We start from the raw sequence: 14,139 nt of genomic DNA, 5'->3' as shown, positions 1-14,139 counted from the left end.
CGGTCGGGGCTCCGTCATGCGCGCGGGCCGTGGTGGCGAGCGACGCCGCCGACGGCGTCCGGGCCCTGCGCCGCATGCCCCCCACCGCCCGCACGCGGCGCGACCAGCGACCGGCGCGCGGACCGGCGCGGCATGCGCCGACGGATGCGAGGATCGTGCCCATGCAGCCGAACCCCCAGTACCGCGTCGACGACCCGGCGTTCGTGCGCGGCCTCGTGGAGACGCATCCCTGGGCGACGCTCGTCAGCCACGTCGACGGCGCGCCCGTCGCATCCCACACCCCGCTGCTGCTCGACGACGCCCCCGGCGCGAACGACGACGATGCGATCGTGCTCGTGACGCACCTGGGTCGCGCCGACGCCCGCCTGCACGGCCTCGTCGGCGGTGCGGCGACGGGCCGCGGCACGATGCTCGTCGTCGTGCAGGGCGACCACGAGTACGTCTCCCCCACCTGGTACCTCGGGGCCGACGACGGCCAGGTGCCCACGTGGAACTTCGAGGCCGTGCACGCCGTGTGCGACGTCGAGGTCGTGCCGCACGAGGAGAACATGGCGACGCTCGAGCGTCTCGTCGCGCACTTCGAGGGCGATCGGCCGGGTGCGAAGCGGCTCGACGTCGACGACGAGACGAACCAGGGCCTCGCGATGGGCACGTCGGGGCTGCGCCTCACGGTGCGCACGTGGACGGCGAAGTCGAAGCTGTCGCAGAGCAAGTCGCCCGAGACCCGCATGAGCGTCATCGAGCATCTGCGCGGCACGCATCCGCACCTCGCCGCCCGGATGCAGGCCGCGCTCGACGCCGATCTCGCCCCCACCCCAACCGAGCAGGGCTCCGCAGCGTCGTAGGGGGTAGGGATGGCTGCGCACTGGGAGACGGTCGTGACCCGACTGGTCGCGGAGCGCGGGCATGCCCTCACGAGGTACGCCGCGCTGCTGTGCGGCGACGACGAGGAGGCGAGGGACCTGGTGCAGGATGCGCTCGCGGCGACGTTCGGTCGGCTGCGGAACGGCTTCGAGGTCGAGCAGGCCGAGGCGTACGTGCGGCGCGCCATCGCGAATCGCTTCCTCGATCGCGCGCGGCGGCGTCAGCGATGGCAGCGCATCCGCCCCCTCGTCGTGCCGCACGAGCGCGTCGACTCGGGCTCGACCCTCACGGGCGCGCACCTCGACATGGCGGCGCGCCTGGAACGGCTGAGCCCGCGCGAGCGCGCCTGCATCGTGCTGCGCTACTACGAGGACCGCTCGGTCGACGAGACGGCGAAGGAGCTCGGCATCGCGCCCGGCTCGGTGAAGCGCTACGTGAGCGACGGCATGGCGAAGCTGCGCGAGCGCATCGCCGCCGAGGATGCGGAGGGTGCGCGATGAACGACGACGAGCTGCGCGAGCGCCTGCAGGCGATGCCCGAGCCGACGACGACGGTCGACGTCGACGCGGTCGTCGCCGCAGCCCGCCGACGGCGACGCCCGAAGGTCGTGGGCGTCGGCGTCGCGGCGGCGGCCGGCTGCCTCGCATTCCTCGCACCCGTCGTCGTGCCGGGCCTCCTCGGCCCCGACCCCGTGACGGCGACGCTGCAGGAGCAGGGCGTCGCCGAGCAGGCGCCCGCCGGGTCGGCGCCCGAGGCGACCGATGCGAGCGGCGGCGACAGCGCCGACGAGCCGGGCGTGCTGGGCGCGCCGGGCGAGGAGGCGACGACCGCGGCGCCGTCCGTCGACGCGGGAACGTGCGCGCTCGCACCCGCCGGATCGCTGCAGCCCGGACTCGCCCTCGCGTTCGCAGGTGCGCCGAGCGAGGGGACGGCGACGCTCGTCGTCGAGAACCTCGGCGACGCGACGCTCGCCGTGCGGATCGGCGACGTCGGCATCGCGACGCTCGACGGCGCGACCGTGGCGGCGGCAGCGTCCGTCGACCCCGCCTCGGCGCTCGCGGGAGTGGCGCTGACGCTCGCGCCCGGTGACGTCCAGCGCCTCGACGTCGACGTCGCGAGCGACCTCCTGCCGTGTCGCGGCGGCGACCCCGCCGCGACGGGCGCCGTCGCCCCCGTCGTCGCGATCGCGACGGGCGCGAGCGCCGTCGCGCAGGGTGCCGCGCTCGGCACCGCGACGCCCTGAGCCGCGTTCGCTCTCAGCGGGCGCGAGACCCGGGGAATCCCAGGCTCGGCCAGAGGGCCGCCGGGTAGGCTCGCGCCGAAGCGACCACCCGAGGGGGGATGGATGCCCAGCATCGTCAGAGGGATCGTGGCAGCCGGCATCGCGGCGGCCGCGATGCTCGGCCTGAGCGCGGGGGCGCTCGTCACCGAGGCTCCCGTCGACCTCGGCGGCGACGTGTTCGTCGACGAGACCGGCCAGTTCGACGTGGCGGAGGTCACCGAGGCCCTCGAGGCCGCGAACGAGGGCTCCGACGTGCAGGTCCACGCGGTCGTCGTGTCGTCGTTCGACGGCATGGACCGCGGCGAGTGGTCGAACCAGACCGCCATCGACTCCGGGCTGCCCGCCGACTCCATCCTGCTGTCCATCGCGATCGACGACGGGCAGTACGGCACGTCGACGGGCTCCGGCGTCGACCGCTCCGCCGAGCAGATCCAGGACGCCCAGACGGGCTTCCTCGAGCCGGCGCTCAACCAGGGCGACCTCGAGGGCGGCATCGCCGCGTTCGCCGACCGCATCGCCGAGGATGCCGCGACGCCTGGCGAGACGGCGCTCGGCACCGGCGCGGCCGTCGTCGGCGGCCTCGCCGTCGTGGGCGGCGGCGTCGCGGTCGGCACCGTGCTCGCCCGCCGACGTCGCAAGCGACGTGCGGCGCAGCAGGAGGTCGAGCAGCACCAGCAGAGCCTCGAGCAGCTGAGGCAGCGCGCCGACATCGCGCTCGTGCAGCTCGACGACACCGTGCAGCAGTCCGAGCAGGAGCTGCAGTTCGCGCTCGCGCAGTTCGGCGCCGAGCCCGTCGCCCAGTACACGCAGGCCGTCGAGCGTGCGAAGGGCGGGCTGAAGGAGGCCTTCCAGCTGCAGCAGCAGCTCGACGACGCCTACCCGGACACCGACCAGGAGCGCCACGACTGGTCGAGCCGCATCCTCCAGATCGCGGAGGGCGCCACGGCCGAGCTCGCCGGCCAGGCGAAGGGATTCGAGCAGCTGCGCGACCTCGAGCACACGGCGCCGCAGGCCCTCGAGGCGGCGGCGCGTGCGCGCAGCGAGCTCGAGCCGCGCATCGCCGCCGCGAAGCAGATCCTCGACCGCCTCGACGACCGCTACACGGGGCACTCCATCGCACCCGTGCAGCAGAACATCGCGGGCGCCGAGCGGCTGCTGCCCGCGATCGACGAGGCCATCGCCCGTGGTCGCGGTGCCGAGCCCGGCCAGGCAGCCGTCGCCGTGCACGCCGCCGAGGCGGCGCTCGCGCAGGCGCAGTCGCTGCTCGCCGGCGTCGAGCGCGCGGGCGACGACCTCGCGGCCACGGAGGAGCAGGTGCGCGTGCTCGTCGACGACACGGTGAACGACGTCGCCGTCGCGCGGTCGCTGCCGAGGGGCGCGACCGACCTCGGCCCCATCATCCAGCTCGCCGAGCAGGCGATCGCCGACGCCCGACGATCGCCCGTCGACGTCGCCGACGTGCTGCCGAGGCTGCAGCGCGCCAACGACACCCTCGAGCAGGCGACGGGGCACTCGCGCGAGGAGTCCGAGCGCGGGGCGCGCGCCGCATCGTCGCTGCAGGGATGGATCACGTCGGCACGGCAGAGCATCGACGCCGCCGAGCAGTTCGTCACCACTCGCCGCATCGCCGTCGGCTCGCACGCACGGCAGATGCTCGCCCTCGCGCAGGACGACCTGGCGCAGGCGCTGCGCATGCAGTCCTCCGACGTCGAGGCTGCGACCGACGCAGCGCGTCGCGCCTCCGAGCGTGCGGACCAGGCGCTGCGCGACGCGCAGGGCGACGTCGACGGCTACGGTTCGGGTGGCGGCTTCGGCGGCGGGTTCGGCGGCGGGTTCGGCGGCTCCCGCAACCCCTACTACGGCGGCCGACGCCGCGGACGCGGCGGCTTCGACGCCGGCGACGTGGGTGGCGGCATGGGCAACATCGGCGGCGCCGTCATGGGCGGCGTCCTCGGCTCGGTGCTCGGCAACATCCTCGTCGGCGGCTCGCATCACGGCGGCGGCGACTGGGGCGCGTCCGCGTCCGGCGGCGACGGCGGTGGCTTCTTCGGTGGCGACGGCGGCGGCTTCTCGAGCGGCGGCGGCGACTTCGGCGGCTTCTTCGGCGGCGGCGGCGACTTCGGCGGCTTCGACGGCGGGGGCGGCGACTTCTGACGCCGCCGCGCACGCCCACCCACTCATCCATCCAGCATCCAGACCACACGGCACTCGAAAGGGAGACCATGTCCAAGCAGTCCATCTTCGGTCGCATCGCCCAGCTCACCCGAGCGAACATCAACGCCCTCCTCGACCAGGCCGAGGACCCGGCGAAGATGCTCGATCAGCTCGTGCGCGACTACACGAACTCCATCGCCGAGGCCGAGCAGGCCATCGCGCAGACCATCGGCAACCTGCGCATGCAGGAGCAGGACTACCAGGAGGACGTCCGCGCCGCCCAGGACTGGGGCCGCAAGGCGCTCGCCGCGAGCCAGAAGGCCGACCAGCTGCGCAGCGAGGGCTCCTCCGACGCCGACAAGTTCGACAACCTCGCGAAGGTCGCCCTGTCGAAGCAGATGCAGTCGGAGTCCGAGGCGCGCGCCGCCGAGCCGTCGATCCAGTCGCAGACGCAGGTCGTCGACAAGCTGAAGACCGGCCTCGACACCATGAAGCAGAAGCTCGACGAGCTGAAGTCGAAGCGCTCGGAGCTCATCGCCCGCCAGAAGACCGCGCAGGCGCAGTCGCAGGTGCACGACGCGATCAAGTCGATCGACATCATGGATCCCACGAGCGAGATCGGCCGCTTCGAGGAGAAGATCCGCCGCGAGGAGGCGAAGGTGCTCGGCCAGCAGGAGCTGTCGGCATCGAGCCTCGACGCGCAGTTCGAGGCGCTCGAGAACCACGACCGCGACATCGAGATCGAGGCGCGCCTCGCCGAGATGAAGCGCGGCCAGCAGCAGGCCGTCACGTCGGGCTCGCAGCAGTCGGCCGTCACCGACGGCACGGTCGACGCGGAGGTCGTCGACCGCTGACGCGCGGCACGGATGCGAGGGGGCGGGCCTGCGGGCTCGCCCCCTTCGTCGTGCAGCCGGCGATGATCGGATGCGCGCCGCGCGCGCGCTCGTCAGACGTCGGCGCCGAGCGCCCGGTAGACCTGGTCGAGCCGCTCGGCCGAGGCCTGCCACGTGCGCCGCTCGACCTCGATGCGGGCGGAGGCCGACAGCTCGGACAGCCGCACGGGATCGTCGATGAGCCTGCGGCACGCCGCAGCCCACGCCTCGGGGTCGCGACCGCCGACGAGCACGCCCGTCGCGCCGTCGACGACCGACTCCGGCAGCCCGCCGACGTCGGCGGCGACGACGGGCGTGCCGCATGCGGCCGCCTCGAGCGCCACGATGCCGAACGACTCGGCTCGGCTCGGCACGACCACGAGGCTCGCCGCCCCCAGCAGCCTCGCGAGCTCCGGCCGGTCGAGCGCGCCGATGCGGCGCACGCGATCGGCGACGCCCAGCTCGGAGGCGATCGCGACGAGCTCGTCGACGAAGCCCTCGTCGCCAGGAGGAGCCTCGCCCGCGATCGCGAGCACCGCGTCGTCGAGGTGCTCGAGCATCCGCACCGCGAGGTCCTGCCCCTTCGTCGGCTGCACGCGCCCCGCGACGACGACGAGCGCCTCGTGGTCGCGCACCCCGAGGCGCGCGCGCACGTCGTCGCGCACGTCGAAGCCCGGCGGGGCGAACGCATCCGGGTCGACGCCCGGTCGCACGAGCCAGATGCGCGACGCCTCGACGCGCAGGTCGTCGATGACGGTGTCGGCCTCGGCGTTCGACACGGCGACGACGGCGTCGGCCTCGAGCGCCAGGTAGCGCTCGGTGAGGCGTCGGCGCTCGGGCTCGGCCGCGCCGCCCGCCGCCTTCTGCACCGCGAGCGTGTGGAACGTCTGCACGAGCGGCACGCCGAGCGCGAGCCCGACCGGCAGCGCTGCGAGCCCCGAGAGCCAGTAGTGGGCATGGATGACGTCGTAGGGCTCGTCGGCGTCGACCGCGACGCGCTGCAGCTGCTCGCCGAAGTCGTCGGCGAGGTTCGGCAGGTCGTGCTTGCGCACGGCGCCGCCACCGGTCTCGAGCGCGAAGAGCGTGACGCCGGGCGCGAGCCGCTTCGTCCACCGCGTGCCCGTGGCGCGCGTGAAGAGGTCGACCCGATGGCCACGAGCCGCGAGCGCGCGCGCAGTCTCGAGCACGTAGACGTTCATGCCCCCCGCGTCGCCCGACCCCGGCCGGTCTGCGGGCGACGTGTGCATCGACACCATCGCGATCCGCATGCGCGTCAGCGTAGCCGCTGCGCCGCACGCCGTGCGCGGGCGGCGGCGGGCGCTGGAGGGATCCCGCGGCTGCGGGTAGCGTCGCTGCCATGCGACTGCGCGCCATCGGCCACGCCACGGGCCGCGTGGCGCACGCGGCGCTGCGACCCGTGCGGCGGGTGCTGCTGTCTCGCCCGGTCGCGGTGCCCGGCTACCACCTCGCGACCCAGGCGGCGCTCGCATGGGGTCGCCTCCTCGGCGGCGAGGTGCGACGCGACGGCGAGCTGCACGTGGTCACGGGCCTGCCCTCGTGGGCGTTCGGCCGCGGTGGCACGACCGTCGGCGCCACCTTCCTCACGAGCACGAACGCGTCGCCCGGCATCCTCGCGCACGAGGAGGTGCACCGGCAGCAGTGGCTGCGCTACGGGCTCGCGTTCGTGCCGCTCTACTACGCCGCGGGGATCGAGGCGACCACGAACCGGTTCGAGGTCGAGGCCGGCCTCGAGCTCGGCGGCTACCTGCCGAGGCGACGCACGCAGCGCACCCCCGAGGCGTCGTAGCGCGGCGCCGCCACCGGCCGCGACGGCGCGGGGCGTCAGGCGGCGAAGCGCGCCACCGTGCGGTGCTGCCAGTGCAGCCGTCGCTCGAGCTGGCGACCGATCGCGAGCAGCGTCGCCTCCTCGCCCGGGCGCCCGATGAGCTGCGCGCCCATCGGCAGGCCCTCGGCGGTCTCGTGCACGGGCAGCGTGATGGCGGGCAGCCCCGAGACGTTCACGAACGACGTGTGCGGCGTGTGCCGCACCTGCTGCCGGAACGACTCCTCGGGGTCGTCGCCGTACCAGTCGAGCGGACGCGCGGGCAGCGCCGTCGTCGGCGTCAGCACGGCGTCGAACGGTGCGAAGGCTCCGACGACGGTGCGCTCGTACGCCGTGAACAGGGCGACCGCCTGCCCGACCTCGCCGGGCGTCAGCAGCCTGCCCGCATCCGCGAGCCACCGCGTGAGGGGCTCGACGCGCGCACGCTGCTCGTCGGTGAACGGGATGCCCGCGGCGCCGTAGCGCCAGAGGGTCGCGAAGGTGTCGGCGTAGCCGGGCAGCGCCGGCATCGCGAGCTCGTCGAGCGCGTGCCCCGCCTCCCCCAGCTCGCGCACCGCCACGGCGACGGCGTCCCGCGCATCCTGCGAGATGGCGACGTCGACGGCGTCGTCCCACGGCGTGCCCTCGAGCACCGCGATGCGGAAGCGGCCCTCGCCGCGCGTCGCGGCCGCGAGCAGCGATCCGCCGTCGAGCTCGGGCGAGCGCAGCGTCGTGCGATGCGGCACGACGCCGTTGACGCGGCCGAGCATCGCCTCCATGAGCAGCGCAGCGTCGACGACCGAGCGCGCGATGGGGCCGGCGACCGAGAGGCCGCCGATCTGCCCGAGGCCCGAGTGCGCGGGCACGCGCCCCCGCGACGGCTTGAGGCCCACGAGCCCGCACACCGACGCGGGGATGCGGATGGAGCCGCCACCGTCGCTGCCCGGCGCGAACGGCAGCAGGCCCGCCGCGACCGCCGCGGCCGCGCCGCCCGACGAGCCGCCAGCGCCGAGCGTCGGATGCCCTGGCAGGGTCGTGTGGCCCGTGAGCGCGCTCGACGTGTGGCCCGAGAAGCCGAACTCGGGCGTCGCCGTCTTGCCGAGGCTCACGCCGCCCGCGGCGTCGAGCACGTCGACGATCGGGTCGGAGACCGTCGGCACGAAGCCCTCGCGCGCCCGCGACCCGAACTGCGTGGGCACGCCCGCGCGCTGCACGAGATCCTTGTCGGCGAACGGCAGGCCGAGGATGACGGGCGTGCGGTCGTCGGCGGCGTCGATCGCGTCGGCGCGCGCGAGCGCCGCGTCGGGCGTGACGGTGACGAACGCGTTCGTCTCGTCGCGATCGATGCGGGCGAGGAAGTGCTCGGCGACCTCTCCCGCCGACACCCGGCGGCGGTGGATCGCGTCCCACAGGTCGATGGCCGAGAGCTCGTGCAGCGCCGTCACGCATCGAGCCTACGGGGGCGCGACCCGGCCTGACCGGTCGGTCGGCGCGCCGCGATGCGCGCGGAGCGGCACGTGGGCCGCCATGGGCGATCGAGATGCCGCTGCGTGCGCATCTCGGCGGCTCGCGGCGCGACCGTGCACCGCCCCATCCGAACCACGCGGTCTCGCGACGCGTGCCGCGCTCGCACGCGCCGCGACCAGCACGAGACCGGCCGCGCGGCCGGCGCCAGCGCTACTGGTACCTGCCCGCTCGCCGCCGCTGCCGCATCTGCTCGGTGCGCTCGCGCATCTGGTCGCGCGAGACGTAGTTCGTGAGCTCCTTGAACGGGTCGCGCCCCACGAACCTCGGCACCTCGGCGCGCAGCGCCGCGACGGCCTTCGCGAGCGCCCAGTACTCGCCGATGCGCGTGCCGCGACCTGGGTCGACATGGCGCAGCCTCGCCTCGTAGCGCTGCTCGCCGCGCACGAGGATGCGGGTGACCGTGCCGCGGTTGACCCCCGCGACCGACACCATCCACAGCCCGTCGCCGAGCGGCGTGACCGTGGCCTGCGCTCCGGCGGCCTCGGCCGCTGCGGCGGCCTTCGCCTCGGCCTCGATGCGGGCCGCCTTCCACTCGTCGTACGTCGACATGCGGCGAGCATCGCATCAGGCACCGACACGGCCTCGGATGCCGCGTGCGGGCCCCGGCGAGCACCCGGGTGCCGGGCCGCGTCCTACCCCGGTACGACCGCATCCGCCCGCATCTCCCCCCTTCCGCCGATGCGGCGACGCGGGCCCCGCCGCCACGCTGGATGCATGATCGCTGCACAGCACCTCACGAAGCGCTACGGCGCCAAGGTCGCGGTCGACGACGTCGGATTCGAGGTCCGCCCGGGCCTCGTCACCGGCTTCCTCGGCCCCAACGGCGCGGGCAAGTCGACGACGATGCGCATGATCGTCGGCCTCGACCGCCCCGATGCCGGATCCGTCACCGTCTCCGGCGTGCCCTACCGGGAGCTGCGCTCGCCGCTCACCGAGGTCGGCGCGCTGCTCGACGCGAAGGCATGGCACCCCGGCCGCACCGCCGAGCGCCACCTGCTGGGCCTCGCGGCCACGCACGGCATCGGCAAGGCCCGCGTCCGCGAGGTGCTCGAGATCACCGGCCTCGAGTCGGTCGCCCGCAAGCGCGTCGGCGGCTTCTCGCTCGGCATGGGCCAGCGACTCGGCATCGCGTCGGCGCTGCTCGGCGACCCGCACACGCTCATCCTCGACGAGCCCGTGAACGGCCTCGACCCCGAGGGCGTCGCATGGGTGCGCCGCCTGCTGCGCTCGCTCGCCTCCGAGGGCCGAGCCGTGCTGCTCTCGTCGCACCTCATGAGCGAGATGGCGCAGGTCGCCGACCGCGTCGTCGTGCTCGGCAAGGGACGCGTGCTCGCCGACCAGTCGATCGACGAGATGCTCGGCGCGCAGGGCGCCCAGCAGGTCGTGCTCGTGCGTGGCGCCGGCGTCGACCGGCTCTCGCACCTGCTCGCCGCCGACGACGTCACGACGACGCAGGTCGCCCCCGACGCCGTCGAGGTGTCGGGCGTGCCCGCGCCGCGCATCGCCGAGGTCGCCGTGGGCGCCGGCATCGGCATCGAGGAGCTCGCGCCCCGCAAGGCGACGCTCGAGGAGCGCTACATGGCGCTCACGAGCGACGCCGTCGAGTACAGGACGGAAGGCACCCGATGACCACCGCGACCCCCACGGCGGACGCCCCCGAGGCGCGCCGCGCCACCTACCGCGAGACCCAGCACCGCGTCACGTTCGCAGGTGCGATGCGCGCCGAGTGGATCAAGCTCACGAGCGTCCGATCCATCGGATGGGCGATCGCGATCGCCGTCGTCATCACCGCCGGCCTCGGCGCGCTCGCCACGCTCGCGACCCTCGCGACCGCACCCGAGGGTGCGATCGAGCAGGGCCTCTTCCAGCAGATCCCGCTCGCGTCGCTCGGCGCATCCGGCCTGCTGATGTCGCAGCTCGTCTTCGCGGTGCTCGGCGTCATCGCCATCACCGGCGAGTACGGCTCGGGGCAGATCCGCTCGTCGCTGACCGCCGTGCCCGCCCGCACCCCCGTGCTCGGCGCGAAGGCGCTCGTGCTCGGCCTCATCGCCTTCGTGGCGAGCGCCATCGCGCTCACCGTCGGGATGCTGTCGACCGTGGGCATCGCGCTCGCGTTCGGCGTCGAGGCGTCGACGATCGAGATCGACGCATCCGTGCCCTTCGCCGTGCTCGGCGGCGCGGTGTACCTCGCGCTGCTCACCGTGTTCTCGCTCGCGATCGGCACGCTCGTGCGCTCGGGGGCCGGCGCCATCGCCATCGCGCTCGGCATCCTGCTGGTGCTGCCCACGATCGTCGGCCTCATCCCGTTCGAGTGGGTGCAGGAGGCGTCGCCGTACCTGCTGCCGAACTCGGGCATGACGATGTCGATGCCCGGCGCCGAGCCCGGCGGCGACTTCTGGCGTGCGCTCGCCGTGACCATCGCATGGCCCGCGGTCGCGCTCGTCGGCGCCGCCGCGGCCCTCGTGCGGCGCGACGCGTAGGGTCTTCAGGCATGACGACCCAGCAGGGAGCCCCCGACGTGCGCGTCGGGGGCTCCCTGCCGCTCCCCCGCCCGCCCGGCGTCCTGCGGCGCTTCACGGCCCGGCATCCGCGGCTCGTCGACTGGACGCTCGCGGTCGGCTCGCAGCTGCCCGTCGCGCTCATCGCCGTCCTGCTCGCGACCTTCGACGCGTCGCAGCGCTGGCAGGGCCTGCTCATGCTCGGCACGTCGATCGTCGGCGGCGGTGCGCTGCTGTGGCGGCGACGCAGGCCGCTCGTCGTCGTGCTGATCGTCGCGGCGCTGCTCGCGATCCCGTCGGAGGCCGCCGCGGGCGGCTTCGTCGCGATCTACGTCGCGCTGTACTCGATCGGCGCGTACGGCAGGCCGCTGCACGTGTGGATCGGCGTCGCGGCTGCTGGTCTCACCTCGCTCGTCGCGTCGCTCGTCATCCCGACGATCGAGCCCATGGGCGTCGGCCCCGTCGTGTCGGTGAACCTCGTCACCCTCGCCTCCTACGTCGTCGCCGTGCTGCTCGGCACCTCGGTGCGGGGGCGACGCGCGTACGTGGCGGCGCTCATCGCGCGCGCCGACGACGCCGCCCGCGAGCGCGACCAGCAGTCGCAGCTCGCGGTCGCCGCCGAGCGCGCCCGCATCGCGCGCGAGATGCACGACGTCGTCAGCCACGGCCTCACCGTCATGGTGACCCTCGCCGAGGGCTCGGCGGCGCAGGCCTCGCGCGATCCCGAGCGCGCCGAGGCGACGATGCGTCGCGTCGCGGACACGGGCCGTGACTCCCTCGCCGAGATGCGCAGGCTGCTCGGCGTGCTGCGCGAGCCCGGCGACGGCGCCGACCGCGCGCCGCAGCCCGCCGCCGGCGACCTGCAGGCGCTCGTCGCGTCGTTCCGCGACGTCGGGATGCCCGTGCGGCTGACGACGTCGGGCGCCGCCATCGCAGACCAGGCGCTCGCGCTCACGGTGCACCGCATCGTGCAGGAGTCGCTCACGAACGTCATGCGCCACGCATCCGACGCCGCCCGCGTCGAGGTGACGGTGCGGCACGAGGGCGACGACGTGCGCGTCGAGGTCGTCGACGACGGCACGGGCGCCCCCGCGACGACCACGGGCGCCGGGCGCGGGCTCGTCGGCATCCGCGAGCGCGTCGCGATGTTCGCGGGCTCGGTCGAGGCCGGGCCGCGGTCGCCCCACGGGTGGCGCGTCGTCGCGACGCTGCGCGCACCCGTCGCATCGAGCCTCGCGGCGGCGGCGCCCGTGATGCCGGCATCGAGCGAGCCGGCGACGGCCGAGCCGGCGACGGCCGAGCCGGCGACGGCCGTGCCGCCGACGCCGGTCGCGCCGCCCGTGCCGCCCGCGCCGCCCGCCCCGCACGCGCCGCCCACCCCGAGCCCAGCGCCGTCCCCCGCCCGCCCATCCGCACCGGAGCACCCATGACCATCCGCATCCTGCTCGTCGACGACCAGGCGCTCGTGCGCGTCGGCTTCCGCATGGTGCTCGAGGCGGAGGACGACGTCGAGGTCGTCGCCGAGGCCGCCGACGGGGCGGGCGCCGTCGAGCTCGCGGCGCGCGGCGGCGTCGACGTGGTGCTCATGGACGTGCGGATGCCCGGCGTCGACGGCATCGCCGCGACCGAGCGCATCACCGCATCCGGACCCACGCCGAAGGTGCTCGTGCTCACGACGTTCGACCTCGACGAGTACGCCTACGCCGCGCTGCGCGCCGGCGCGAGCGGCTTCCTGCTGAAGGATGCACGGCCGGCCGAGCTCGTCGCCGCCATCCGCGCGGTGCACGGCGGCGACGCGGTGCTCGCGCCCACCGTGACGCGGCGGATGCTCGACCACTTCGCGTCGTCGGCGCCCGAGCCGGGCGACGCATCCGCCCTCGAGGTGCTGACGCCGCGCGAGCGCGAGTTCCTCGTCGCGATCGCGGAGGGGCTGACGAACGACGAGCTGGCGGCGCGGTTCGTGCTGTCGGAGTCGACGGTGAAGACCCATGTGGGCCGGCTGCTGCGCAAGCTCGACGCGCGCGACCGCGTGCAGCTCGTGATCCTCGGCTACGACCTGGGCCTCGTCGGCCGCTGACCCTCTCCCTCCGAGGTGCTCGGCCGCTGCTGAGGTGAGCAGCGGCCGCGGACCTCAGGAGTCTGCGGCGCGGAGCGCGTCGAGCGTCGCGACCGCGACGTCGGGTCGCTCGACGTTCACGACCACCTGCGTGCCGTCGGTGCGGGTCACGACGAGCGCGGCGCCCTCGGTGCGCAGGATCGTCGTCAGGCGCTCGTCGGCGACGAGCCCCGTGCCGCCCCAGTGCCGCGGATGCACGATGCCGGCGGACGCATCCGCGATGCTCGCGAACGGCACCCGCAGGAGCGCGAAGGGCAGCACGAGCGAGCGCACGACGAGCCCCGCGCGGTCGAGCGTGACGCGCAGCATCCACGGCACGCTGCCCGTGAGCCAGACGACGGCCGCGACGACGTACCACCAGCCGAACGCGCCGATCGACACGACCTGCCAGAGCCCGATGGCGGCGAAGACGGCGCATCCGACGACGACGAGCGCGGCCCGCGCGGGGTCGCTCGACGTCTCCGAGAACGCGAGGTCGCCCGTCGAGGGATGCGCGGGCCGGGCGGCCGCGTCGGGCGCCGGGATGCGGGCGATGCGCGGCGGGCGCCGGTGCAGCCCGAGCACGAGGGCCCCGGCGAGCACGGCCCCGAGGCCTGCGAGCAGCCAGCCGAACGCGACCTCGATGCGCTGCACCATCGCGACGACCGCGAGCGCCGCGCATGCCGCCTCGATCCACGGCGCGAGGCGCGCGAGCGGCAGCACGGCCCGCGCGAGCAGCGGCACCCACGCGGCGCACAGCGCGAGCCCCGTCCACGGCGACAGGGCGTTCGGCGCGACCTCGCCGCGCACGCTCGCCGTCGTGTCGGCCACGATGCACACGAGCACGGGCACCGCGACGAGCAGCCATGCCACCCATGCGCGCCACCGCGGCACGACGGATGCGGGCCGCAGCTCGGGCAGCCCCGGCCACGCTGGAGCCCCGTCGCGTCCCGTCGCTCGCACCGCATCCCCCGCTCGTCGTCCCCCTGCACGCTAGGACGACTCGGGCATCCCCGCGACCCCTC

General features: G+C 74.9%; 14 protein-coding genes. 10 read left to right on the top strand and 4 right to left on the bottom strand.

Annotated elements, in window-relative coordinates:
* Positions 1–161 precede the first annotated feature (161 nt).
* From ACFQPP_RS13540 to ACFQPP_RS13520, 5 genes are all read left to right on the top strand, one after another.
* The gene (locus ACFQPP_RS13540; protein ID WP_376917168.1) at positions 162–845 is read left to right on the top strand and encodes an FMN-binding negative transcriptional regulator; all 684 of its coding nucleotides are present in this window, start codon (positions 162–164) and stop codon (positions 843–845) included.
* 9 nt (positions 846–854) lie between these two features.
* The gene (locus ACFQPP_RS13535) at positions 855–1,364 is read left to right on the top strand and encodes a sigma-70 family RNA polymerase sigma factor (protein WP_376917167.1); all 510 of its coding nucleotides are present in this window, start codon (positions 855–857) and stop codon (positions 1,362–1,364) included.
* Positions 1,361–2,107 carry a hypothetical protein gene (locus ACFQPP_RS13530; protein WP_376917166.1) on the top strand — a complete coding sequence of 249 codons (747 nt, stop codon included), beginning with the start codon at positions 1,361–1,363 and terminating at the stop codon, positions 2,105–2,107. Before ACFQPP_RS13535 ends, ACFQPP_RS13530 begins: the two co-directional genes overlap by 4 nt.
* A gap of 102 nt (positions 2,108–2,209) precedes the next feature.
* Positions 2,210–4,300, top strand: a complete 2,091-nt coding sequence (locus ACFQPP_RS13525) for a TPM domain-containing protein (RefSeq protein WP_376917165.1) — start codon at positions 2,210–2,212, stop codon at positions 4,298–4,300.
* A gap of 68 nt (positions 4,301–4,368) precedes the next feature.
* Positions 4,369–5,154: a PspA/IM30 family protein gene (locus ACFQPP_RS13520; protein ID WP_376917164.1), complete on the top strand. Its 786-nt coding sequence runs from the start codon at positions 4,369–4,371 to the stop codon at positions 5,152–5,154.
* Positions 5,155–5,246: 92 nt separating this feature from the next.
* On the opposite strand, the gene ACFQPP_RS13515 is transcribed toward ACFQPP_RS13520, so the two are convergent.
* A complete protein-coding gene (locus tag ACFQPP_RS13515; RefSeq protein WP_376917163.1) occupies positions 5,247–6,440 on the bottom strand; it encodes a glycosyltransferase in 1,194 nt (397 codons plus the stop codon).
* Between the two features lie 89 nt (positions 6,441–6,529).
* On the opposite strand from ACFQPP_RS13515, the gene ACFQPP_RS13510 reads away from it, so the two are divergent.
* Entirely contained in the window at positions 6,530–6,979 is a 450-nt protein-coding gene (locus ACFQPP_RS13510; RefSeq protein WP_376917162.1) for a hypothetical protein, read from the top strand.
* A 35-nt stretch (positions 6,980–7,014) separates the two neighbouring features.
* Here the strand turns inward: ACFQPP_RS13510 and ACFQPP_RS13505 are convergent, their stop codons facing one another.
* The gene (locus ACFQPP_RS13505) at positions 7,015–8,439 is read right to left on the bottom strand and encodes an amidase (protein WP_376917161.1); all 1,425 of its coding nucleotides are present in this window, start codon (positions 8,437–8,439) and stop codon (positions 7,015–7,017) included.
* A gap of 232 nt (positions 8,440–8,671) precedes the next feature.
* Positions 8,672–9,070, bottom strand: a complete 399-nt coding sequence (locus ACFQPP_RS13500; protein ID WP_376917160.1) for a hypothetical protein — start codon at positions 9,068–9,070, stop codon at positions 8,672–8,674.
* Between the two features lie 165 nt (positions 9,071–9,235).
* On the opposite strand from ACFQPP_RS13500, the gene ACFQPP_RS13495 reads away from it, so the two are divergent.
* Genes ACFQPP_RS13495 through ACFQPP_RS13480 form a run of 4 tightly spaced genes read left to right on the top strand, consistent with a single transcriptional unit; the run spans position 9,236 to position 13,096 of the window.
* The gene (locus ACFQPP_RS13495) at positions 9,236–10,150 is read left to right on the top strand and encodes an ATP-binding cassette domain-containing protein (RefSeq protein ID WP_376917159.1); all 915 of its coding nucleotides are present in this window, start codon (positions 9,236–9,238) and stop codon (positions 10,148–10,150) included.
* Positions 10,147–11,001 (top strand): ABC transporter permease, encoded by an 855-nt coding sequence (locus tag ACFQPP_RS13490; protein ID WP_376917158.1) that lies wholly within the window; start codon positions 10,147–10,149, stop codon positions 10,999–11,001. Before ACFQPP_RS13495 ends, ACFQPP_RS13490 begins: the two co-directional genes overlap by 4 nt.
* A gap of 11 nt (positions 11,002–11,012) precedes the next feature.
* Entirely contained in the window at positions 11,013–12,449 is a 1,437-nt protein-coding gene (locus ACFQPP_RS13485; RefSeq protein WP_376917157.1) for a histidine kinase, read from the top strand.
* On the top strand, positions 12,446–13,096 hold the full coding sequence (locus ACFQPP_RS13480; RefSeq protein WP_376917156.1) for a response regulator: 651 nt from the start codon (positions 12,446–12,448) through the stop codon (positions 13,094–13,096). The genes ACFQPP_RS13485 and ACFQPP_RS13480 overlap by 4 nt, the downstream gene beginning before the upstream one ends.
* A gap of 54 nt (positions 13,097–13,150) precedes the next feature.
* Here ACFQPP_RS13480 and ACFQPP_RS13475 read toward each other — a convergent pair whose 3' ends face one another.
* The gene (locus ACFQPP_RS13475; RefSeq protein WP_376917155.1) at positions 13,151–14,077 is read right to left on the bottom strand and encodes a hypothetical protein; all 927 of its coding nucleotides are present in this window, start codon (positions 14,075–14,077) and stop codon (positions 13,151–13,153) included.
* Between the last annotated feature and the right edge of the window lie 62 nt (positions 14,078–14,139).

The organism is Agrococcus sp. GCM10030265, assembly GCF_042666675.1.
Lineage (GTDB): Bacteria > Actinomycetota > Actinomycetes > Actinomycetales > Microbacteriaceae > Agrococcus.
Note: the sequence above shows the minus strand (reverse complement) of the source record. Positions and strands in the feature narration are given on the sequence as shown.